The sequence below is a fragment of the Clostridium sp. AM29-11AC genome, from assembly GCF_003480545.1.
In the GTDB taxonomy this organism is placed as follows: Bacteria; Bacillota; Clostridia; order Lachnospirales; family Lachnospiraceae; genus Otoolea; species Otoolea saccharolyticum_A.
Genome location: NZ_QUJI01000001.1, coordinates 338680 through 361603, shown reverse-complemented (window position 1 = coordinate 361603; position 22924 = coordinate 338680). Strand labels below are relative to the sequence as shown.

Genomic DNA, 22924 nt, shown 5'->3' with positions numbered 1-22924 from the left:
AATTACAGACCCTTCCTGTAAAACGCCTGGAATTATTGGATTTTTCTATATATTTCCTGTAACTATTCAAAAAAACTCTAGGTTTTTTCTCCCATTTCCGGCTGCTGACCGGTCTGTTTCATGGTTTCCTGCCGCAATGGCTGTCTGTTTTCTGTCAGCGTCATAAGGGGCATAAACACATGAAGCAGCTGCACAGCAGCTGCTTCACATTCAGGTTCACCCGGGGAGAGCTTCTCCATCCGGCTTCCGTTTTTCTACTTTCTCACAGCACCGCTTCGCTGGGCTGCCTCCTTCACTGCGGAAGCTACGGCCTCTACCACCCTCTTATCGAAGGCAGACGGAATAATGTATTCCGGCTTAAGCTCCTCCTCAGTTACCAGTCCGGCTATTGCCTCTGCTGCCGCCCTCTTCATCTCATAGTTGATGTCTCTGGCACCTGCGTCAAGGGCTCCTCTGAAAATACCAGGGAATGCCAGCACATTGTTAATCTGGTTCGGGCAGTCGCTTCTTCCGGTTCCCATTACCTTTACGCCTGCTTCCATAGCCGTCTCATAGGAAATCTCCGGAACAGGGTTTGCCATGGCAAAGACAATGGGATCCGGCGCCATCGTATGAACCATTTCGGGAGTCAGGGCATTGGCTACTGACACGCCGATAAATACATCGGCGTCCTTTACGGCATCAGCCAGGGTTCCCAGCTGCTCGTCCAGATTTGTAATCTCGCAGAGCTCTGCCTTGTGTCCCTCTACGCCTTCTTTTCTCTTTCTGCAGAGGATTCCAAACTCGTCACAGGCGATCACGTTTTTTACGCCGGCGAACATAATCATCTTGATAATGGCTGTTCCCGCCGCCCCCGGTCCGTTTAAAACCACCTTCAGATCCTGGAGCTTCTTTCCTGTCAGTCTGGCTGCATTCATGAGAGCTGCCGTCACCACGATAGCTGTTCCGTGCTGGTCGTCGTGGAATACGGGAATATCCAGCTCTTCCTCCAGCCTTCTCTCGATCTCAAAGCATTTCGGTGAAGCAATATCTTCCAGGTTGATTCCGCCGAAGGACGGCGCAATCCACTTGACAGCCTTAATGATTTCCTCTGTATCCTGAGTATCCAGACAAATCGGGAATGCATCTACATTTCCAAACTGTTTAAACAGAAGGCTTTTTCCCTCCATAACAGGCATCGCTGCCTCAGGGCCTATATTGCCCAGTCCCAGCACTGCCGTACCGTCTGACACCACAGCTACCAGGTTTCCCTTAGCTGTATAGCGGTAGACATCCTTCTTGTTTTCATGGATTTTCCGGCATGGCTCTGCAACACCGGGTGTATATGCGATACACAGCTGATCCCTGGAATTAATCTCCACCTTTCCTGCCACCTGGATTTTTCCATGGTTTTCCTCATGCATCTTTAAGGCTTCTTCATTATAATTCATCTGTTCTTCACTCCTTTTCCTCACTCAGCTTGGCCAGTGTTTTAAAAAGCAGCTCAAAACGCGGTCTGATTGTGTCAATCTGAAGGGTTTCGTTCTGGCTGTGAGCTCCGTCGCCTGCAGGTCCTGCACCGTCAATTACTGTGCTTCCGGCAAAGGCTGCAAAGTTTCCGTCTGAGCCGCCTCCGGTCTTTGCCCACAGGATCTCCATTCCCATCTCTTTTCCCTGCTCCTCCATGAGAGCCATAAGTTTCTCCGTCTTTTCTGTCTTTCTCATAGGAGGGCGGAAGCCTTCTCTTTCGATTGTAATGGATGTTCTCCTGTCGAAAGGATTCTCCATGATTTCCCGGAATGCGTTCTCGATCTTCTGATTTTCCTCGATGGTCTCAAACCTGGTATCAATCATGGCTTCCACATGGTCGCACACAACATTTGCCGTAGTTCCGCCGGAAATTTTTCCCACATTTACGCTGGTTCCGATCTCGTAGTGATTCAGCCCCTCCATCTTGAGAACTGCGCGGGCTGCCTCGTTGACAGCGCTGGCTCCATCCCAGGGAGCCACACCGGCGTGGGCCGCAATTCCCTTTACCGTCATTTTGTAGCGGGCCAGACCCTTTCTCTCATATACATAGGCCCCGTTTTTCCTTCCCGGCTCCAGAACAAATGTATATTTTGCCTGGCTTGCCAGCTCCTGAATCCGTTTCTGAGAATGAACGGAGGAAATTTCCTCATCGCTGTTCAGGGCAACGCAGAATCCCAGATCCGTGCCGCTTTCCACCAGGTTTTTCACTGCGTGGTAAATGAAAAGCAGGCCGGCCTTCATATCCATTACACCGGGGCCGTATGCCAGATTTCCCTCGATGCGGAAAGGACGCTTTGCAGCCTCTCCTTTTGGAAATACCGTATCCATATGTCCCAGGAAGAGTACGTCTGTCTTTTCTTTCTTATTCCGGATTTCCATGAATGGGCCGATACCCTCCGGGCCTGCCTCTCTCTTGATATCAAGCCCCAGAGCCCTGTATTTTTCCTCGAAGTAATCGGCGATCAGCCCGGGTCCACCCTCTACCCGGCTTCCGCTGTCTGTGTTTACCAGGGTCTCAAGCTCCTTTAAGTACTCGTCAAGCTCAAATCTCATAATACTCTCCTTTTCTTCTAAAACATCAGGAAGGTAGCTGCCATCAGCACAACCAGTCCTCCGATCATCGGGATGGCTGTTCGTTTTACTACATCAACCGGGAACAGGTCTGCGCTGTCGCTGACCGCCACGATAACGGAGGTAATCGGAGAAACGCTTCTCGCGATACCGCTTGCCAGCTGCATAGGCATAACCATCAGAACTGTTGAAACTCCAAAAGCGGCGGCCACAGTAGGTGCCAGAGCGGCAAATGCGTAGAATGGAGCGTTTCCGGAACCCATAACGATGGAGCAGACTGTGATGATAAGCACCATCACGATTGTCATCGGAACCGGTCCGAATCCTGTGGCTTTACAGCTCTCTATGATGATATCAATTGCTCCGATAGCCTGCAAGCCCTTTGCAAAGACCTCGCCTGCAATAATCAGTGTAACAATAGTGGCAAACTGATGTCCCATACCGTCGAAGAAAATCTGAATGCTCTTGAATACTTCTTTTGCATGTCCTTTTTTGCGCACCAGCTCGAAAATCAGTGCAATGGTGGTTCCTAAAAGCATCGCCGTAATAACATCCATGGAAATGGAGCTGATAATCAGCTTGCTGAATACAAACAGGAAGATAAGGGGAAGCAGCGGAAGAATCGCATAGATCTTCGGTGCAGCCTCTGTATTCTTTTTCTCTTCCTGTGTTTCACCTGACTTAAAGCCCATCTTTTTGTCACAGTATTTCTGGACAATGTAATGAAGTACAGAGATTGTGGGAACAACCATGGCAGAAACAGGGAGCTGATAGTTCACAAAGTATACCATAGGATCTAACCCTGCTGTCTGAGCGGCCATATTGGATGCACCGGAAGCCGGTCCTAAATCCAGACAGGCTGCCGTACCGATCAGAGCTGCTGCGGACAGACGGCTCACTCCCAGCTCTACAAGTACCGGGAACAGGGTAGCCATTAACAGAACACTCAGTCCTGCTGCACTCGGAATGAAAACATTGAGGAACTGGCCTACTACATAGCTGAGCGCCAGAACCAGATAAGGCGCATTAATCTTCTTTAAAGGCTTGATACAGATACTTACCATAGCGGAGCTGGCTCCGATTTTGTCCATGTAAATGGCAAATCCGCCTACGGCCATGATGATAAGGCCGGTACCGGCTGAATCGGATTTAAACACATTTTTTATGTACTCGAAGATGTCAAAGAACCAGAAGCCTGTCTGATCCTCCAGAGCCAGGATCTCTCCTGTATGGAATAAAGATGCCAGAATCATCAGGAAAATACCGCCTGCAAAAAGCACGGTCTGCGGCTTGAATTTTTTTAAGATGAAGTATCCTACTACCAACGTCACTGCAAGCGCTGTTAGAATGCTAAACATGATTTCTCCTCCATTCGTATTTAAGGATAAATTAAAGACGTCTTTTTATATTGCTGATTATATGTCTATTGTTAACCTCAGTCAATACATAATTAATTTTTCATCATTTTGCAAAAATATTTTGTCCTTAATTTAGTAATAAATAACAAAAGAATTTCTCTTTTTTGATGAAACGCCCTTGCAGTTAAGTCCCTCCCCGGTGTGTGGTTGCCTTCCCCATTCTTTTTTGATATACTTGATTATCAGAAAAATACAAGCATCGACCGAAAGGAAATTTGAATGAAAATCGCAGTTCTTTCTACTGAATATTTAAAGGATTATTTGACAGAGGCTGTTGAAAAACTAGATCTCGGATGTGAGATTGAGATTTTTATTTACTATAATTATGTTCATATTGTAGATTTATACAGGCAGCTGGAGGACAGATTCGACGGCTTTATCACCACCGGTCCCGTCCCCATGCAGACAGTAAAAAAGAGCGTTCCCAACTGCCGCCCCATCAGCTTTTTTCTGTGTTCTGAAAGCAATTACTACAAAACCTTTTTCGAGGTCATCTACAAATATCAGGACTGGAACTTTGAATACGGATATTTTGACTTCTGCGACTACCTGTGCCCTGATCAGGAGTCCTCTCTCATCGAGCACCTGAAAAACGGCACCTTCGGCAGCTGGCTGGACAGAAACAACCGCTATATGACCAACATGACCGTTGAAAAGATGCAGGAGTCCACCCAGAGAAAGCTGGAAAAGCATATCAGGCTCTGGAAGGAGGGAAAGATTAAGTACTCCCTCTCCCGAATGAGTCCCATTATGCCTCAGATTCTCGAGGCAGGTGTGGACTGTCACTATATTTCTTTCAGCTATGACGACATCGTCCTCTGTTTCCGCCAGCTGATTCAGGAAATTCTCATGGGCGAGCTGAAGGACAGCCAGACGGCATCCATTGAAATTCTTTTCTCCGGCGCCGGGAAGCAGTCTGCAGATTCAAAGCAGCGCGATGTGCTGGAACGGCTTTTAAAAGCCTTCAACAAAAGGTATATGTGCGACTTTATCATCCATGAGACAAAAAACGGCTTCCGTATTTCCACCAGCCACAAGACGGTAGAAACCATCACCGACGGCTTTACGGCCTGCCATCTGAGAGAATACCTGGAAAAAAACGGAAACCTTTCCCTGGCCATAGGCTACGGGCTCGGGCGGGTCATCAGCCAGGCCCAGGCGAATGCCATCGACGCTGCGAGAGAGTCACAGATCAACGGAAACAAGACCAGCTATCTGTTCGGCGAGGATCGGGAGCAGATCGGGCTCTTCGGCTCCGGAAATGATTTTTCCATCCAGGGCTCTGTCACCCCCTACATAAGGGAGCTGTCAGACCGGACCGGCCTTTCCACGCTGACTATCCAGAAACTGATCAGCGCCTTCCGCATAACCGGTACAGAGGAGGTAACCACGCCGGAGCTGGCAAGGATCCTCCACATTACCATCAGAAGTGTAAACCGGCTGATTTCCGTTCTCGTCAAATATAACCTGGCTGAGCCTCTCTATTCCCGCCAGACCAATACCAAGGGACGTCCAAGCAAAGTATACCGCATACGGATCCAGATCGATTAAAAACAGCGGGGGGAGGAAGCTGCCATAGACTGCAGCTCCCCCTCCCCGCTGTTTTTAATCCTTTAACCTTTTTCCTTTTCCTATTTCAGTTCTCCCACAGCCGGATTCATGCCTATGGACAGATTCTCACCCAGGGAGTAGAGTGTGATAAATGTGTTATCCTTCTTCCATTTCCAGTTCTGGCTGCCGGCTTCTGATGACTTGCCGTCAAATTCCGGCTCCTGTCCCACGAACTCTGTCAGATTTTCCACCCATTTTTCTGTCATGGTCTGATGATCCTCTTCACCGCCATGGAACTTGACAGACAGGGATGTGATCTTCTTGTTCTCGTCACAGGTTGTGTACAGGGAGGCCTCATCCTCTCCCAGGGTAATCTGGTAGATACGGCCGATATAAAAGCTCCTGTCCTCCGTCCAGTTCTCTGTGCCGCCTCCGAACAGATCCTTCGTCTCCTCATCATCCGTGCCGAGGATTTCCACAAGCTCTTCCAGCTGGACTGCCTGACCGGCTTCCTCAGCCTGGGCCTTGTCTGTTTCCGTACGGGCTTCTGATCCGGCAGCCCCTGTCTCCGGGACTGTCTCGGTCTGAGCTTCTGAAGACACGGAGGCCGCTGACTCTGCCTGAGTCCCTGCAGATTCCGCTCCTGCCGGCTCTGCACTGCATCCTGCTAACAGCGCAGCAGTCAGAACCATCGCCGGAAGGACTGCTCTTCTCTTTCTCATGGCCTCCTCCTAGTAGTTGATTCCGCTCACTGCCAGAGCTCCGTCTCTCACGCCAAAGTTAATATTTGCCTTGCCTCCGTCTGAGATAGAAAATCCTGCCATGCTGGGCTGCATATTCTCTGTATCTGCATCTGCCACAGAGGCTACGAGCTCGTCGGTAAACACTGCGTCAGCACCCAGAGCCAGGAAGTCCTCCTTCGTTTCCACAGCTCCCACATCAGGAAGGCCTACGTAAACCGGGAACGCTGTAAGCTCTGCTAAAGCGTCCAGATCCTTTGCTGCCACTGCCTCCTTGATCTGAGCTGCAAACTCGGCTGCCGCTGCGCTGTCAACGGCAAAGTTATCCTCATATCCGCCGGCGCTGCCGTTTTCAGCCTGAGCCTCTGCCTGGGGCTTTTCAGCTGTCTCAGTGTTTTCGCTCTTAGTCTCCTCCCCAGCTGCCTCTGTTTTCGCCTCTGTCTCTTCCATGCTCTCTGCTGTCTCTGCAGGCTGAAGCTCCTCCATCTTTGCTGTCTCCTGTGCAGCAGTTGTCTCAGCAGGCTCTGTCTTTCCTGCACATCCTGTAATGGCAAGACCTGTTACCGCGATCCCCATAATCACTGCTGCTGCCGTAAATTTCGATTTTCTCATTTTTTCATCCTCCAATTTCAAATTCTATCTCACCGGATGAACCGGGTGCGATCTCATATTTTTCGAAGACAATTACAGGATTTCCATTTTCATTGATATAGAATTTCGCATTTTCTGAAATACCTGTGAATCCGCCTTCCTCTGCCGACCAGAATACCTCTCCGGCTTCCTGTCTGCTGCTTATCTGCTGCCCTATGCTCTCATCTGCGATTCTGATATAATCGCTTCCCAGCAGATCCTCAAGAGTTACCATCTTTCCTGTATTGACATCAATATTGTAATACCTTTCCTCGCTGTAGGCGGTCGTCCAGCTCTCTGTTCCTCTTACGATGAAGGAGAGATACTGGTCTGTCTGAGATTTAATCTCATAGCCCACCTGAATCTGTATGTTGTGAGCTTTCCACTCTTCCTCCGTTCCTCCTGTATCCAGGAACGCCTTTCTGTATTCCTCGGCACGGGATACAGCCTCGTCTGCATACTGTCTGCAAAGATTGTAGATCTCCTGGTTCACTTCATCAACCTTAATTCCCGTATCTGTCTGAATCATATCTAATGTAGGAACTTCCACGGAAATTCCAATTCCATCTTTTTCAGACTCATAAGTCCGGAACGTCAGCACCCTCGCCAGTGTCCCGATGACAGGAAGCTGTGCCGCCTCCTCAGCGAAAGCTGTGCTTGTGTTAAGCGCCGCTGTAAATACGACGCAGACGGCGGCTGCAGCAGCGGCTGCTTTTCTGAGCCCGCTTCTTCTCCTGAGCCTCAGAACCTTCTTCTCCTGAGCCAGGCGCTGCTCTGATTTTTCAATTTCCTTCTGAATTCTGGCATTCAGCTCTTTCGGAATCGGTATATTGTCATATTCTGACTTCATATTTTCTAATCTTCCCATCAGCTCACCTCCTGAATATTTTCCCGGAGAAGCTTAAGTCCCCGGTATAGCTTTGTTTTCACTGTGTTCAGATTCAGGCCTGTAATCTCTGAAATTTCATTTAATGACAGCTCCTCAAAAAACCTCAGCCTGATAATTGTCTGTATATCTTCTTCCAGTCTGTCCAGCTCCTCTTTGATATCATCCTGCTGTTCATAACCTTTTTCATAGTAGGCCTCCTCTTTCTGAGGATTATCGTCTGACAGGAGTTCCTTTTTTCTCTGCTTTATCGCTGCCAGACTTTCATTTATCAATATCCGGTAAAACCAGGTTTTCACTGCATCGGCATTTCTTATGTTTTTGTAGGACTCGAGAGCCTTGCAGACCGCATTCTGAACAATGTCCAGAGCATCCTCCTGGTTTCTGGCGTAGCTGTATGCCACCCGGTAAAATTTATTCTGATTTTCTACAATATAGCTGACCAGCAGCTCATACAGCGTCTGTTTCATGGGTACCCCTCTGCCTCAAATGTTATCAGTAATTATCTGTTTCTATTTATATAGATAAGTTTACCCCTCCAAAAGTTTCAGATGAGACGTTTTTTTATTTTTTTCTTCTGTTTCACAGCTCATATCAGGGGAAGCGCTGCCTTCCGGGAGACAGAAGCTGCCTTCCGGTAAAAAACAGAGATTTTAACAGACAGAAAACGGGGGCAGCTCCCTGCTTTTCTCGCAGAGAGCTGCCCCCGTTTTCTGTCTGTCTTTGCCGCCCAGACGGCTGCTTATTTTACTGCTCCTTGATCTCGCTGTGGAACTCCTGTAAGGACTTCACACCCAGATGTCCGTTCTTCTTGATAGTCTTCAGAGCCTGAACGGTAGCCTTTGCTGCAGCCATGTTGGTGAAGTAAGGAATCTTGCCCTTTACGGCTGCCTTTCTGATATAGCTGTCATCGCCAAGTCCCTTCTTATCGAGAGGAGTGTTGATGATAATATTTACAGACTTGTTTGTGATCTTGTCCAGTACGTTCGGACGTCCCTCGTCGATCTTGGCCACCTTCTCTGCCGGAAGGCCTGCTGCCTTCATGATGTCGTAGGTTCTGCCTGTTCCCATGAGCTTGAAGCCGCACTCATAGAAGCCCTTGGCAACCTCGATTAACTCTGGCTTGTCCATATCGTTGACACTTAAAAGGACGGTACCCTCACTTGGAAGTCTTGTCTGTGTGGCCTCCTGTGCCTTGTAGATGGCCTCTCCCACGTTCGGTGACATGCCGAGAACCTCTCCCGTGGAGCGCATCTCCGGTCCTAATACCGGGTCAACCTCAGGGAACATCTTGAACGGGAATACAGGCATCTTCACGCCGTAGTGAGGAATCTTCTTCTCCTTTAACTCCGGCACCGGAGACGGACGTCCTGTCAGGTGGGATGTCATGATGTCTGTTGCCAGCTTCACCATCTTGATGTTGCATACCTTGGATACCAGCGGCACGGTTCTGGACGCTCTCGGGTTAGCCTCAAGCACATAAACCTCGCCGTCCTCGATGGCGTACTGCATATTCATAAGTCCCACTACGTGCATTTCCTTTGCGATCCTGCTTGTGTAGTCCTTGATTGTCTCCACCTGATCCATGGTCAGATTTCTGGACGGAAGGATACATGCAGAGTCACCGGAGTGGATTCCTGCAAGCTCGATGTGCTCCATAACGGCCGGAACGAACACATTCTCTCCGTCGCTGATGGCGTCTGCCTCACACTCTGTGGCGTGGTGCAGGAAGCGGTCAATCAGGATTGGACGGTCCGGAGTCACGCCTACAGCCTGCTGCATGTAGAATGACATAGCCTCGTCGTCGTGTACGACCTCCATTCCCCGGCCGCCTAATACGTAGGAAGGACGAACCATTACCGGATAGCCAATCTTGTTGGCAATCTCCAGGGCCTCCTCCACATTGACAGCCATTCCTGACTCCGGCATCGGAATATTTAACTTATCCATCATAGCGCGGAACAGATCTCTGTCCTCAGCCATGTCGATGGTCTCCGGTGTGGTTCCCAGGATGTTTACGCCGTACTTCTTCAGATCAGCTGCCAGGTTAAGCGGTGTCTGGCCTCCGAACTGAGCGATAACGCCAAGGGGCTTCTCCTTATGGTAGATGCTTAACACATCCTCCAGTGTAAGCGGCTCGAAGTACAGCTTGTCAGAGGTATCGTAGTCTGTGGAAACAGTCTCCGGATTGCAGTTTACGATAATTGTCTCAAATCCCAGCTCCTTGAGGGCTAATGCAGCGTGTACGCAGCAGTAGTCGAACTCGATACCCTGTCCGATACGGTTCGGACCGCCGCCGAGAATCATGATCTTCTTGTTGTCGCTGCAGGGGCTCTGATCCTTAATGTGGTAGCTGGAGTAGTAGTATGCAGAATCCTCTGTTGCGCTTACATGAACGCCCTCCCAGCCTTCCTCGATTCCGGCCTCTGTCCTGGCGTTTCTGATCTCCTCCTCGGAAACCTCCAGAAGCTCGCTTAAATACTTGTCTGCGAAACCGTCTAACTTGGCCTGGCGAAGCACCTCAACCGGAGGAACCTGTCCCTTGTACTTGAGGATTGCCTCCTCCTCCTCCACAAGCTCCTTCATCTGAGCGATAAAGTAGCTCTTGATCTGTGTCAGATCGTGAAGCTCCTCCACTGTGGCTCCCTTCCTTAAAGCCTCATACATGATGAACTGGCGCTCGCTGGAAATCGTGTGGAGCATGGAGAGCAGCTCCTTCTTCGTTTTCTTCTGGAAGCCTGCATGGCCTAAGCCGTAGCGTCCTCTCTCGAGGCTTCGGATTGCCTTCTGAAGGGCCTCCTTGTAGGTCTTTCCGATACTCATAACCTCGCCTACGGCCTTCATCTGAGTACCTAATTTATCCTGTGAGCCTTTGAATTTCTCAAATGCCCAGCGCGCAAACTTGATGACAATATAATCGCCGGACGGAACGTACTTGTCGAGGGTTCCGTACTTTCCGCATGGAATCTCATCCAGCGTCATGCCTGTAGCTAACATGGCAGATACGAGAGCGATAGGGAAGCCGGTTGCCTTGGATGCAAGAGCGGAGGAACGGGATGTTCTCGGGTTGATCTCGATGACAATGTCACGATCTGTCTTCGGATCATGAGCCCACTGTACGTTTGTTCCGCCGATAACCTGAATCGCCTCTACAATCTTGTAGGACTTCTCCTGCAGGCGCTTCTGAACTTCCTCAGAGATGGTGAGCATCGGTGCGGAGCAGAAGGAATCACCTGTGTGAACGCCTACCGGGTCGATGTTCTCGATGAAGCACACGGTAATCATGTTGTTCTTGGAATCGCGGACAACCTCCAGCTCCAGCTCTTCCCAGCCGAGGATAGACTCCTCAACCAGAACCTGGCCGACCATACTTGCCTGAAGACCTCTGGCGCAGACAGTTTTTAATTCCTCCACGTTATACACAAGGCCGCCGCCCTCGCCGCCCATGGTGTAGGCCGGACGGAGAACTACCGGGTAGCCTAACTTGTCAGCGATAGCCAGAGCCTCCTCCACAGAGTAGGCAACCTCGCTTCTGGCCATCTCGATTCCAAGACTTGCCATGGTCTCCTTGAATTCCTCTCTGTCCTCGCCGCGCTCGATGGCATCTACCTGAACGCCGATTACCTGTACATTGTATTTGTCAAGAACGCCTGCTGCTGCCAGCTCAGAACACAGGTTCAGTCCGGACTGTCCGCCCAGGTTCGGGAGCAGCGCGTCTGGACGCTCCTTTTCAATAATCTGTGTCAGACGGTCTACATTCAGAGGCTCGATATAGGTAACATCAGCAGTTTCCGGATCTGTCATGATAGTAGCCGGGTTGGAGTTTACCAGCACAATCTCATAGCCGAGCTTTCTAAGAGCTTTACATGCCTGAGTTCCAGAATAGTCGAACTCACATGCCTGTCCGATAATGATTGGACCGGAGCCAATAATCATTACTTTGTGAATGTCATTTCTTCTCATGTTTTTTCCCTCTCATTGTCACCAGTTTACGTTTACTTCTTCTTGCCTACCGGGCTTTCCGGCTGCCGCAGGACGGCTGTAACTCCCTTTAGCCACCGCAGCTCCTGGATTCAGGCCCTAGTAAACCATTATCAGCATTATAATAAAAAATGCGGGCGATGTAAATAAAAAATTTGCGTTTTGATGTAGAATTTTGTCTTACATTTTTTCAGATTTTGTGCTATACTGACAAGGATATAGTGGGGTATTATTTTCGGCAGACAGCTTTTAAGGGGGGATACTCATGAAACAGCCAAAGGTACTGGTTATCGACGGCCAGGGCGGCCGCATGGGAAGAGGGATTGTGGAACAGTTAAAGAAGCGCTTCCCCTCCCTTCCTCTGACCGCCATCGGGACAAACAGCATTGCCACCGCTGCCATGTTAAAGGCCGGAGCCGACCAGGGGGCTACCGGTGAAAATCCCGTTGTGGTAAACAGCAGAAACGCAGATCTGATTATCGGGCCAATCGGCATTGTCATCGCAGACTCCCTCCTCGGCGAGGTGACAGAGACCATGGCGGCAGCCGTGGGCAAAAGCCCGGCCTGCAAAATCTTCATCCCGGTAAGCCACCGGTGCAGCCATACCATAGTCGGCTGCGAAGAGCTTCCCCTCTCCGAATACATCCGCCTGGTCTGTGAACAGGTAGAAGAAATCCTGAGGGAGCGGGAGGAGAACCTCCCCCTCTGACCAAGCTGGCCGGATTCAGTTATCACATAATATTATTACATAATAAAATAAGCGGACAGTTTTCTTCTCCACCGTGAGAAAATAGCTGTCCGCTTTATTGCATCAGCATCCGTCCCTTATTTTGTCCGGCTGATGCCAAAATATACAGTTTTACAGTTTTCAGAAAGGAGCCCCTCCGATGAATATGCATAAGCCTGCGGGAAATTCCCGCAAAATCAGAAGAATATCCGACTGCCCTGAGCTGATCCATGAGGCCGCCGGCTGGTTTCACTCGAAATGGGGTGTTCCGGCCGAGGAATATATCAAAAGCATGAAAGAAAGCCTGGACCTGTCGTCCCCCATTCCCCAGTGGTACGTCATCACGGAGGAGGACAGCATCATTGCCGGCGCCGGCATCATAGAGAATGATTTCCACAGCCGAAAAGACCTGTCGCCAAACCTCTGTGCCTTGTACGTGGAGGAACCCTTCCGATGCCAGGGAATCGCCGGCCTCCTTCTCTCCTTTATCTGCCATGACATGCTCCAGAAAGGCATTGATACCCTGTATCTCGTCACAGACCACACCTCATTTTACGAGCGCTATGGCTGGCAGTTTCTGTGCACCGTACAGACCGAAGAGCCAGACGCCTTCCCTGTTCCCATCCGAATGTACACCCGCAAAACATCTCTGCAGAGGCCCCTTCTCTCCCAGGAAACGCAAATATAAGCTTCTCAGCTCCTTCTCTCCCAGGAAACGCGAGTCTAAGCCCTCAGCCACTTCTCTCCCAGGGAACGGGTGTAAGTTTCTGGTGACTTCGCTGGAACCGGAAACTTACACCCGTTCCCGCTCCTCCCGCTCCTCATGCCACCTTCTCCCCTCTTCCTTATCGCTCAGAACCTGTCTCTTCAGCTCCTCCACTGATTCAAACTTCCGCTCCGGCCGCAGGAAGGACAGCAGCTTCACTTCGATATTCTTCCCGTAGATATCCTTTTTCCAGTCATAGATATACGTTTCAACCCCCGCCGGGTGCTCCCCTTTGATCGTGGGCTTTCTTCCGATATTCGTGATTCCCGGGTAGACCTTTCCGTCTATCACCACCTCCGAGTAGTAGACGCCGAACGCCGGAAGGTGTTTCTGGGACGGCGGAAGAAGATTGACCGTGGGAAATCCCATACCGGTGCCGAGGTGCTTTCCATGCACCACCCGTCCCTGCACGCTGTAAGTATAGCCCAGAAGCTCATTGGCCTTCTCAATCTGCCCGGCTGCCAGCTCCTCTCTGATATAGGTGCTGCTGATCTCCCGGCTGCCGTCCATGGCCTTCTCCACAACAACCAGCTCATATCCCAGCTCTCTGGCATGGGCTCTTAAAAATTCCACATCTCCGCTTCTCCTGCATCCAAAGTGAAAATCTGTTCCGGCCACTATAGCCTTCGCATTCATCTGCTCTACCAGAACCTTTCTTACAAAGTCCTCCGGAGTCATGGATGCCACCTGGTCATTAAAGGGGTATTCCACCAGATAATCCACGCCTGCCGCCCTCAGATTTTCGCATCGCTCCTCATTGGTGGTGATCATAGTCTGGAGTTTTCTGCGAATCAGGGTACCCGGCGCCGTCTCAAAGGTAAATACCGCTGTCCTGTATCCCTTCCCGCGGAACCTGAACAGCTCTTCGAGGAGCTTTTTATGGCCCCGGTGAAGGCCGTCAAATTTTCCCAGTGTCACCGCCGTCGGCTCCCCGATCTGAAATTCTCTGGTTCCTCTGATGTACTCCATGTCTATTCTCCTCCCAGAAAAATCTTTTTTGGCTTCCACCGCTTCTCACGGGCCCGGTACTCATAAACGCCGATAAAGCGGCGCCTGCTGTCATAGACGCGGCAGAGACTGCCGTCCTCTGCGCCTGAGACTGCCGAACCCCTTCCCGCCTGGTTCTCTGCAAAGAAGTTTCCGTTGGCCAGAAGACGGTCAAGAGTCCCGCTCTCAGAGACAATCTCGGGAAGCCCGGAAAACATCTGATCCACCGGGATAACCGCGTCCTCTATCCTGCCTTCCCTTACAAGAGCCTCAACTTCAGAGAGCTTCAGGCTGTCCTTCAGAAGGAACCGATCCACCTGAGTTCTCAGAAGGTACTCCATACAGCCGCCGCAGCCCAGTTTTTCCCCTATATCATGGCAGAGGGTTCGGATATAGGTTCCCTTGGAACAGTGAACCGTCATGGTCACTCTCGGAAGCTCGATCCGGTCAACAGTCAGGCTGAAAATCTCCACCTGGCGCGCCTTTCGCTCAATCTCCTTTCCCTCCCTGGCAAGCTCGTAGAGCTTTTTGCCGTTTACCTTGAGGGCAGAATACATGGGCGGGATCTGGCTGTAGGGTCCCACAAACCCTTCCGCAATGTTTCTGATTTTCTCCTCGTTCAGCGTCTCAGCCATCCCGCGGTTTTCATTCAGGATGGTTCCTGTGGTATCCTGGGTATCCGTGACAGCGCCCAGAAGCATCACCGTCTGGTATGTTTTGCTCCGGTCCGTCAGCATGTCGCACAGTCTGGTTCCCCGTCCCAGGCAGACCGGGAGAACTCCCTCCGCCGCCGGGTCCAGAGTCCCTGTGTGGCCGATTTTTTTCTGCTTTAAAATTCCCCTGAGCTTTGCCACCACGTCGTGGGAGGTGTAGCCCTGCTCCTTGTAAATATTTATCACTCCATGGTACATCAGTGCTCTGCCTCCCACGCCATAATCTGCTGCTCGATATGGGGCGCCAGATTGTTCAGCACATCGTGGATGCTGCCTGACATGGTGCAGCCTGCCGCACGCACATGACCGCCTCCCCCGAAGTAGGCGGCGATTCTGCTGACATCCACATAGCGGCAGGAGCGCAGGCTTACCTTGAACTCACTGACGCCTGTCTCGTACATGAAAATGGCAACCTCCACGCCCTCTGTCAGCCTGAGCTGGTCAATAATCCCATCCAGATCCTTGTTTGTGACGCCGTAGAAGTCCATCTCCTTCCTTTTGACTGCGCTGAACACACATTTTCCATCCATAAACAGAATGCTCTCCAGAAGGGCGCGCCCTAAAATCTGGTTCTGGACATACGTTTTTCTGTAAAAGCTGCCGTCTATGATCTCCGTGCAGTCGATCCCCTTATCCATCAGCTTTCCCGCAATTTCCATGGTCTTTCCCGAAGTACAGCTGTACTTAAATACGCCTGTATCGTGGACAATTCCCGTGTAGAGGCATTCCGCCGCAGCCAGATCGATCTTCTCCTCATCCAACAGGGTATAAACCACCTCGCTGGCAGAGCTGGCCTCAGGGCAGATGATATTTTCTTCTGCAAATCCCCTGTTTGTTACATGGTGATCGATGCAGATGGTTGACCCGGCGCTCTCAAAGTAGGGGAGAAACACGCCCAGCCGCTCCCTGTCGCTGCTGTCTGTGGTGATACACAGATCATAGCTTTTTCCCTCTTCATACTCGCAGAGAATCTTATCAAATCCCTTCAGATAGGAAAACTTGGCAGACGGATGATCCAGATAAATGTCAACGGACAGCCCGGGATACTGTGCAGTCAGATAATTGTAAAGCCCCAGAGCTGAGCCGACACAGTCGCCGTCCGGATTCAGATGCCCCAGTATAACAGCTGTTTTTGCTGCGCTCAGCGCATGTTCTAATAACTGATTCATAGTTTTTCATCTCCTGATAAGCTGAAAGGACGGCGTTCCTGCCGCCCTTTCTGTGTATAGGCTTCAAATCCTGTCAAGCAGCCTGAGACTGCTGTCTGTGTGAAACGGCACTGCCGGCCCTACAGCTCATCCTCATCTGCTTCCGGTTCGTCTGTATCCAGATCCTTCGTCACCTCATTGATCAGGTGTGTCATATTGACACCGTATTCGATGGACTGATCCAGCACAAAGGTAATCTCAGGCGTGTTCCTCAGATTGATCCTGGATGCAAGCTGTCTGCGCACAAAGCCCTCGGCGCTTTTTAAGCCCTTTATGGTCTCCTTACCGGCTTCCTCACTTCCGAGAACGCTGATATACGCCTTGCAGTATTTTAAATCCGGCGTCACCTCCACAGCCACCACGGTGGTCATGGGGTGAATCCTCGGATCCTTGATCTCACGGCTGATGATCTCGCTTAACTCTCTCTGAACCTCACTGTTAATTCTTGTATTCTTAATGCTGTTTTTTCGCATATTTCCTCGCTTTCCAGTCTGCTGCACGTCCGGCGGCATCCCGCGCCTGTTAGCGCGGAACCTCCACCATCGCATATGCCTCAATCATATCGTCTTCCTGGAGATCGTTGAATTTCTCAAATACAAGACCGCACTCGTAGCCTGCTGCAACCTCCTTCACATCATCCTTAAACCGCTTTAAGGATGCCAGGTTGCCGTCGAAAATCTGCTCGCCGTCGCGGGTGATTCTCGCCTTGCAGCCTCTCTGGAACTTTCCGTCCAGCACATAGGAACCGGCAATGGTTCCCACGCCGGAGGCCTTGAAGGTCTGGCGCACAACTGCATGGCCAATTACCTGCTCCTCGAAGATCGGGTCAAGCATACCCTTCATGGCTGCCTCCACATCCTCGATTGCCTGGTAGATGACGCGGTACAGTCTCACATCAACCTTCTCCCGCTCTGCGATGGACTTGGCTGTCGCATCAGGACGCACGTTGAAACCGATGATAATCGCGTTGGATGCTGCCGCCAGGTTTACGTCGGACTCGTTGATTGCGCCTACGCCGCCGTGGATCACCTTTACCATAACCTCCTCGTTGGAGAGCTTGGTAAGGCTCTGCTTTACAGCCTCCACGGAGCCCTGCACGTCTGCCTTCACGATAATCGGAAGCTCCTTCACATTTCCGGCCTTGATCTGTGAGAACAGATCATCCAGTGATAATTTTGCCTTTGTATCTTCAATTAACTTGTTCTTGCCCTCAGAGATGAAGGTCTCTGCGAAGTTTCTCGCCTCCTTCTCATTCTCTGTAGCCACAAATACCTCTCCGGCGTTGGGGACGTCATTTAATCCCAGAATCTCTACCGGTGTGGACGGTCCTGCCTCTTTTACACGGCGGCCCTTGTCGTCCATCATGGCGCGGACCTTTCCGTAGCAGGAACCGCAGGCAACGGGATCGCCTACATGGAGGGTTCCCTTCTGTACCAGGACAGTGGCAACCGGTCCTTTGCCCTTGTCAAGCTCTGCCTCGATGATAAGGCCTCTTGCGCGGCGGTTCGGGTTTGCCTTCAGCTCCTTCACCTCAGCAGTTAAGAGGATCATCTCCAGAAGCTCCTCGATTCCCTCCTTGGTGTGAGCGGACACCGGCACGAACACTGTGCTTCCGCCCCAGTCCTCGGCAACCAGCTCATACTCGATTAATTCCTGCTTTACCTTTTCCACATTGGCGCTTGGCTTATCAATCTTGTTGACTGCCACAATGATCTCAACGCCTGCCGCCTTGGCGTGGTTGATGGCCTCGATGGTCTGGGGCATCACGCCGTCGTCTGCAGCTACTACAAGAATGGCGATATCTGTGGACTTGGCGCCGCGCATACGCATGGCTGTGAACGCCTCATGTCCCGGTGTATCCAGGAAGGTGATCTTCTGGCCGTTCTTCTCAACCACATAGGCACCGATATGCTGGGTGATTCCTCCGGCCTCCTTTGCCGTCACATTCGTCTGGCGGATGGCATCGAGAAGGGAGGTCTTTCCGTGGTCAACGTGTCCCATAACACATACAACCGGCGGACGCTCCACCATATCCTTCTCGTCCTCCTCATCCTCTCTGAGGAGCTCCTCGATCACATCGACCTTTTCCTCCTTCTCGCAGAGGATGTCGAATTCCATGGCGATCTCTTCAGCCTTGTCATAATCAACCTCCTGGTTGATGGTGACAACGGTTCCCTGAAGGAACAGCTTCTTTACAATCACGGACGGCTGCATCTTCATCTTCTCAGCCAGCTCCTTGATGGTGATAACCTCCGGCAGAATAATGGTCTTTACTTCCTCTGTCTTAGGCTCTTCCTTCTTCTGAGGCATGATGAAGGCTCCCTTTCCTGGCTTTCCTCCTCTGCCCGGCTTTGTGCGAAGCTCCTCCTCGCGGTCAGGCCTGCTGTACTTGTCGTTCTTGTAATCGTTCTTATAGTTGTTCTTGCTCTGCTTTGTATTCTGCTGCTTCTGAACAACCGGTCCGTCAAAGGATGGCTTCGGAATGCTTAAGCCGCCTCTGTCGCCTCCGCGGCCTCTCTGACCGTCACGGTTAAAGCCTCCGCGGCCTCCGTCACGGCTTCCCTGACCGTCACGGTTAAAGCCTCTTCCTCCGTCGCGGCCTCCCTGACCGTCACGGTTAAAGCCCCTTCCTCCGTCGCGGCTTCCCTGATTATCACGGTTGAAGCCTCTTCCTCCGTCACGGTTTCCCTGACCGTCGCGGCTTCCCTGATTATCACGGTTAAAGCTTCTTCCTCCGTCGCGGCCTCCCTGGTTATCACGGTTAAAGCCTCTTCCTCCATCGCGGCCTCCCTGGCCGTCACGGTTAAAGCCTCTTCCTCCGTCGCGGCTTCCCTGGCCGTCTCTGTTAAAGCTTCTTCCTCCGTCGCGGCTTCCCTGGCCGTCACGGTTAAAGCTTCTTCCTCCGTCGCGGCCTCCCTGGCCGTCACGGTTAAAGCTTCTTCCTCCGTCGCGGTTTCCCTGGCCTGCTTCACGGCTTCCCTGATTTCCCTGGCCGTTCTGGTTTCCCTGACGTCCCTGGCCGTTTCCTCCCTGGGAGCGTCCCTGGCCCTGTCTCTGTCCGCCGGATGGTTTGCTGCTCTTCATTGTACTGTTCTGCGGACGGTATACAGCCGTAATCCTCTTCTTCGGCGGCTCGGCTGTTCCGTTTCCGTCTGCTTCTGTCTTTACTGGTTCTCTCTTAATCTCTTCCACTCTCGCTGCTTCCGCCTTTCCTATTCTTTCCTTTTGTACCTGTTCCCAATTCTCCCGGTTTTCCTGGGATTTGACTCTCGAGCTGTTCTGTTCCTCTCTGGAAGGCGCTCTGCCCTCAGATTCTCCCATCCCTTTAACCGGCGTCGGCTCCTTCTCTGCCCTGGCGGGCTTTCCGGCAAAGCCTCTCCGCACTGCGTCGATCTGCTCACCGCTCACATTAGAGGAATGACTTTTCACCTCATAACCCTGCGCCCTCAGCAAATCCAGCACCTCTTTATTGGTTCTGCCCAGCTCCCTGGACAACTCATTGACTCTCATGCTTACCGCCTCCATTCTGATTCAACTGTTTCACGAGTGCTTTCGCCAAACCGCTGTCCAGTACGGCAACCGATGCACGCATCTCCTTGCCCATGGAGTGGCCCAGTTCCTCTTTCGTTCCGAAAAAATACAGTGGGACTTTATAATAAGTACACATGTTTGTAAACATTTTTCTGGTATTGTCTGAGGCCTCCTCTGAAACGAGTACCAGGAAGGCTCTGCCCTCCTTTACGGCCTTTTCTGTCATAAATTCTCCGCTTGCTGTTTTCCCTGCCTTGGTAGCAAGGCCCAGAAGATTAAGCGCCTTCTTACTGCTGTCCAATCTGCTCCATCTCCTTTTCCAATGCCTCATACACTTCCTTTGGAATGGCCATCTTCAGGGAGCGTTCCAGCCCTCTGCTCTTTACGGCCTTTTTAAAGCATTCCATGGAAGGGCAGATATAAGCTCCGCGTCCGTTCCTGCGTCCGGTGGCGTCGATGACGATCTCATCCTCAGTAGTTTTGAGCACGCGGATCATTTCCTTTTTGCTTTTCATCTCGCCGCAGCCGATGCACTGTCTGAGCGGGATCTTCTTCATTCCCAATTTCTCTCACTTCCCAATCTGGTTTTCTGCTGCGCTTTAAAGACCGGATCGATGCCGGAATTACTGCCCGTCACTGTAGACGGCGCCGCTCTCCAGCCCGCTCTCCAAAGCTTCCTCTGCCTGTTCCTCCATACTGTCCTCTGCGTCCTGAGGCTCCGTGTAATCGGAGAAGTCATCGGCCTGCGTGCTCTCCGGAAGTCCCTCCTCGAAGCCCTGCTCGTAGCCCATCTCCATCTCGTCGAAGAGCCCTGACTCTCTGGCCTGGGTCTCGCTCTTAATGTCGATCTTGAAGCCTGTAAGCCTTGCTGCAAGTCTTGCGTTCTGGCCTTCCTTGCCGATAGCCAGGGAGAGCTGGTAGTCAGGCACGATCACCTGAGCCTCTCTCGCCTCCTCGTCGGCAGCTACAAAGATCACCTTGGCCGGGCTCAGCGCATTCTCAATTAAGAGGGCAGGATTGTCATCCCAGTTGATAATGTCAATCTTCTCGCCGTTTAACTCGCTTACCACGGAGTTAACTCTCGCGCCGTTTAAGCCCACGCATGCGCCCACCGGATCCACGTTCGGATCGTTGGATGCCACTGCAATCTTTGTCCTGGAGCCTGCCTCCCGGGCAATGGCCTTGATCTCCACAGTTCCGTCCTTCACCTCAGCCACCTCGGACTCGAACAGACGCTTTACCAGATCCGGATGGGTTCTGGATACAGTGATCCTCGGCCCCTTCTTGGTGTTTTTCACCTCGAGGATAAAGAGCTTGATGTGCTGGGTCGGCTTAAACTCCTCCCCTTTCACCTGCTCGCTCTCCTTGAGGACTGCGTCAATCTTTCCAAGGTCAATGTACACGTCGTGGCCTACATAGCGCTGAACGATTCCTGTCACCACATCTTTTTCGCGGCAGTACCAGTGATCGAATAAAGCGGTGCGCTCCTCCTCGCGGATTTTCTGGAGAATTACGTTTTTAGCGTTCTGGGTGGCAATTCGTCCGAACTCCTTGGAGTTGATGTTTACGCGGACAATATCGCCGTACACATGCCTGGGATCCATCAGCTTTGCCTCTGCAAGGCTTACCTGAGTCAGCGGATCCTCCACGTTCTCAACCACTTCCTTCTCAGCGTAGACAGCAAAATCACATTTTTCCCTGTCAATATAAACCTTGATATTATCTGCCCTGCCGAAGTGGTTCTTGCAAGCTGTGAGAAGGGAATTTTCGATGGCCTCGAAAAGCACCTCCTTGCTGATATTATTTTCCTTTTCCAGCACGTTTAACGCTTCGAACAACTCTTTACTCATTTTCTTTTTTTATCCTCCTATCGTTTAAAAATCAAAGGCCAGGCGTATTAACGCAATGTCTGATTTCTCAAGGACGAGTTCGCTCTCATCCTCCATGGAAAGTGTCACTGTATCTGCATCGTATGCTTTCAGGGCTCCTGTAAATTCCTTCTGTCTGTTAATCGGGCGGTAAAGTCTTACCTCCACATCCTTTCCCAGGCTGCGGGCAAAGTCTTTTTCCTTTTTAAGAGGACGGCCCAGTCCCGGTGAGCTTACTTCCAGAATATAGCTGTCGGCGATGAAATCCTCCTTGTCAAGCCAGTCGCCCAGCTCCCTGCTCACCACCTCACAGTCGTCTACCGTGATGCCGCCTTCCTTATCGATATAGGCTCTCAGATACCAGAGTCCGGCCTCACGCACGTACTCCACATCTACCAGTTCAAATTTGTACTTTTCAAGAAGGGGAAGCAGCCACGCTTCTACCTTTGACTCATATTCTTCTCTTTTTGCCATTCAAACACCGCCTTTCTCTGTGTCCTGCCAGAGCATTCTGCCATGCAGGAAACACAATTTTGCTTCCTGCAAAACAAAGTGAAAGAGTGGACTTTTGGTCCACTCTTTCTAGTCAGTCTATTATGTTATCGCAACAAGTATAGCACCTTTTGCAGCGGAGTGCAAGGGGATCGTCGAGGGTTTTTGAGGGATTTTTACATTTTATATCCCCTGTTTCTCCATTAAAACCTCTGCCCTCTCCTGGGGCGTTCTGATTCTCATTTCTGCACCCGCAGCCCTAACCATAGCCCCCGCAGTCCTAATCTTCCCCATACCGGTTGAACCAGGCCCTCTTCTCAAAGGGCAGCCTGGCCACAGATTTAAACGGCTTTTCCGGAATTCCCACAGGCAGATAGAGAACGACCTGCATATCCTCCGGAACCCCCAGAAGCCTCCCTATCTCCTCTGCGCGCCGTCCCAGAATCTGCCCCTCGATCCAGGTGGTGGCATACCCCTTGGCCGTGATGGCCAGAAGAATATTTTCCGCCGCCGCGCTGTAGTCCTGAATGTGGTAGGAGGCGCCGCTGGGCGCCATCGTGTACTTGGTGAGCACCAGAATGGCCGCCGGAGCCGTCATGGCCCACGCCCGGCCATAGATTTCGCCGATCTTTTTTACAAGCTCCGGCTCGTCCACTGCGATAAACTGTGTTGTCTGCAGGTTGCAGCCGGACGGTGCGGCTGTCCCCGCCTCCAGGATCTCTCTCAAATCCTCTCTCGGCACAGGTTCTTTCTTAAACACATCCCTGTAGCTTTTTCTTTTCTTTATGGCTTCCAGTACGTTCATCTTGACCCCTCCTTTTTCTTTTTTGCTTTCCTTTTTTGCTT

At 51.3% G+C, this 22924-nt stretch carries 21 protein-coding genes; 3 read left to right on the top strand and 18 right to left on the bottom strand.

Going from position 1 to position 22924, the window contains the following annotated elements; translation table 11 throughout:
• Window positions 1-254: 254 nt before the first annotated feature.
• From DW757_RS01685 to dcuC, 3 genes are read right to left on the bottom strand one after another with little or no spacing between them, the layout of a single operon-like run.
• A complete protein-coding gene (locus DW757_RS01685; protein WP_118750794.1) occupies window positions 255-1430 on the bottom strand; it encodes a malic enzyme-like NAD(P)-binding protein in 1176 nt (391 codons plus the stop codon).
• A 7-nt stretch (window positions 1431-1437) separates the two neighbouring features.
• Window positions 1438-2562: a M20 family metallopeptidase gene (locus DW757_RS01680; protein ID WP_118750793.1), complete on the bottom strand. Its 1125-nt coding sequence runs from the start codon at window positions 2560-2562 to the stop codon at window positions 1438-1440.
• A gap of 17 nt (window positions 2563-2579) precedes the next feature.
• Complete coding sequence (dcuC, locus tag DW757_RS01675; protein WP_008397361.1) at window positions 2580-3938, bottom strand: C4-dicarboxylate transporter DcuC; 1359 nt, start codon at window positions 3936-3938, stop codon at window positions 2580-2582.
• Between the two features lie 279 nt (window positions 3939-4217).
• Between dcuC and DW757_RS01670 the strand changes: the two genes are divergently transcribed.
• Complete coding sequence (locus DW757_RS01670) at window positions 4218-5549, top strand: hypothetical protein (RefSeq protein ID WP_008397360.1); 1332 nt, start codon at window positions 4218-4220, stop codon at window positions 5547-5549.
• 80 nt (window positions 5550-5629) lie between these two features.
• Here DW757_RS01670 and DW757_RS01665 read toward each other — a convergent pair whose 3' ends face one another.
• From DW757_RS01665 to carB, 5 genes are all read right to left on the bottom strand, one after another.
• The gene (locus DW757_RS01665; protein ID WP_118750792.1) at window positions 5630-6271 is read right to left on the bottom strand and encodes a hypothetical protein; all 642 of its coding nucleotides are present in this window, start codon (window positions 6269-6271) and stop codon (window positions 5630-5632) included.
• A 9-nt stretch (window positions 6272-6280) separates the two neighbouring features.
• Window positions 6281-6901 carry a hypothetical protein gene (locus tag DW757_RS01660; RefSeq protein WP_044931116.1) on the bottom strand — a complete coding sequence of 207 codons (621 nt, stop codon included), beginning with the start codon at window positions 6899-6901 and terminating at the stop codon, window positions 6281-6283.
• Window positions 6902-6905: 4 nt separating this feature from the next.
• Complete coding sequence (locus DW757_RS01655; protein ID WP_118750791.1) at window positions 6906-7787, bottom strand: RsiV family protein; 882 nt, start codon at window positions 7785-7787, stop codon at window positions 6906-6908.
• Window positions 7787-8275 carry a sigma-70 family RNA polymerase sigma factor gene (locus tag DW757_RS01650; RefSeq protein WP_118750790.1) on the bottom strand — a complete coding sequence of 163 codons (489 nt, stop codon included), beginning with the start codon at window positions 8273-8275 and terminating at the stop codon, window positions 7787-7789. Before DW757_RS01650 ends, DW757_RS01655 begins: the two co-directional genes overlap by 1 nt.
• A 277-nt stretch (window positions 8276-8552) precedes the next feature.
• Entirely contained in the window at window positions 8553-11768 is a 3216-nt protein-coding gene (gene carB / locus DW757_RS01645; protein WP_118750789.1) for a carbamoyl-phosphate synthase large subunit, read from the bottom strand.
• Between the two features lie 283 nt (window positions 11769-12051).
• Here carB and DW757_RS01640 point away from each other — a divergent pair, with 283 nt between their 5' ends.
• Window positions 12052-12495, top strand: coding sequence for a DUF3842 family protein (locus tag DW757_RS01640; protein WP_008397353.1), 444 nt, complete (start codon window positions 12052-12054; stop codon window positions 12493-12495).
• Between the two features lie 178 nt (window positions 12496-12673).
• On the top strand, window positions 12674-13201 hold the full coding sequence (locus DW757_RS01635; protein WP_118750788.1) for a GNAT family N-acetyltransferase: 528 nt from the start codon (window positions 12674-12676) through the stop codon (window positions 13199-13201).
• A gap of 105 nt (window positions 13202-13306) precedes the next feature.
• Here the strand turns inward: DW757_RS01635 and DW757_RS01630 are convergent, their stop codons facing one another.
• From DW757_RS01630 to DW757_RS01585, 10 genes are all read right to left on the bottom strand, one after another.
• Window positions 13307-14248 (bottom strand): bifunctional riboflavin kinase/FAD synthetase, encoded by a 942-nt coding sequence (locus DW757_RS01630; RefSeq protein ID WP_118750787.1) that lies wholly within the window; start codon window positions 14246-14248, stop codon window positions 13307-13309.
• A 2-nt stretch (window positions 14249-14250) separates the two neighbouring features.
• Window positions 14251-15177 carry a tRNA pseudouridine(55) synthase TruB gene (truB, locus tag DW757_RS01625; protein ID WP_118750786.1) on the bottom strand — a complete coding sequence of 309 codons (927 nt, stop codon included), beginning with the start codon at window positions 15175-15177 and terminating at the stop codon, window positions 14251-14253.
• Window positions 15177-16148: a bifunctional oligoribonuclease/PAP phosphatase NrnA gene (locus DW757_RS01620; protein WP_118750785.1), complete on the bottom strand. Its 972-nt coding sequence runs from the start codon at window positions 16146-16148 to the stop codon at window positions 15177-15179. Before DW757_RS01620 ends, truB begins: the two co-directional genes overlap by 1 nt.
• A gap of 119 nt (window positions 16149-16267) precedes the next feature.
• On the bottom strand, window positions 16268-16660 hold the full coding sequence (rbfA, locus tag DW757_RS01615) for a 30S ribosome-binding factor RbfA (protein WP_044931212.1): 393 nt from the start codon (window positions 16658-16660) through the stop codon (window positions 16268-16270).
• Window positions 16661-16709: 49 nt separating this feature from the next.
• A complete protein-coding gene (gene infB / locus DW757_RS01610; RefSeq protein ID WP_118750784.1) occupies window positions 16710-19697 on the bottom strand; it encodes a translation initiation factor IF-2 in 2988 nt (995 codons plus the stop codon).
• Entirely contained in the window at window positions 19684-20019 is a 336-nt protein-coding gene (locus DW757_RS01605; protein WP_008397343.1) for a ribosomal L7Ae/L30e/S12e/Gadd45 family protein, read from the bottom strand. Before DW757_RS01605 ends, infB begins: the two co-directional genes overlap by 14 nt.
• Complete coding sequence (locus tag DW757_RS01600) at window positions 20006-20275, bottom strand: YlxR family protein (RefSeq protein ID WP_008397341.1); 270 nt, start codon at window positions 20273-20275, stop codon at window positions 20006-20008. The genes DW757_RS01605 and DW757_RS01600 overlap by 14 nt, the downstream gene beginning before the upstream one ends.
• A gap of 66 nt (window positions 20276-20341) precedes the next feature.
• The gene (gene nusA / locus DW757_RS01595) at window positions 20342-21568 is read right to left on the bottom strand and encodes a transcription termination factor NusA (RefSeq protein ID WP_008397340.1); all 1227 of its coding nucleotides are present in this window, start codon (window positions 21566-21568) and stop codon (window positions 20342-20344) included.
• Window positions 21569-21592: 24 nt separating this feature from the next.
• Complete coding sequence (gene rimP, locus DW757_RS01590) at window positions 21593-22060, bottom strand: ribosome maturation factor RimP (protein ID WP_087383073.1); 468 nt, start codon at window positions 22058-22060, stop codon at window positions 21593-21595.
• 298 nt (window positions 22061-22358) lie between these two features.
• On the bottom strand, window positions 22359-22883 hold the full coding sequence (locus DW757_RS01585; protein ID WP_021965793.1) for a nitroreductase family protein: 525 nt from the start codon (window positions 22881-22883) through the stop codon (window positions 22359-22361).
• Window positions 22884-22924 lie beyond the last annotated feature (41 nt).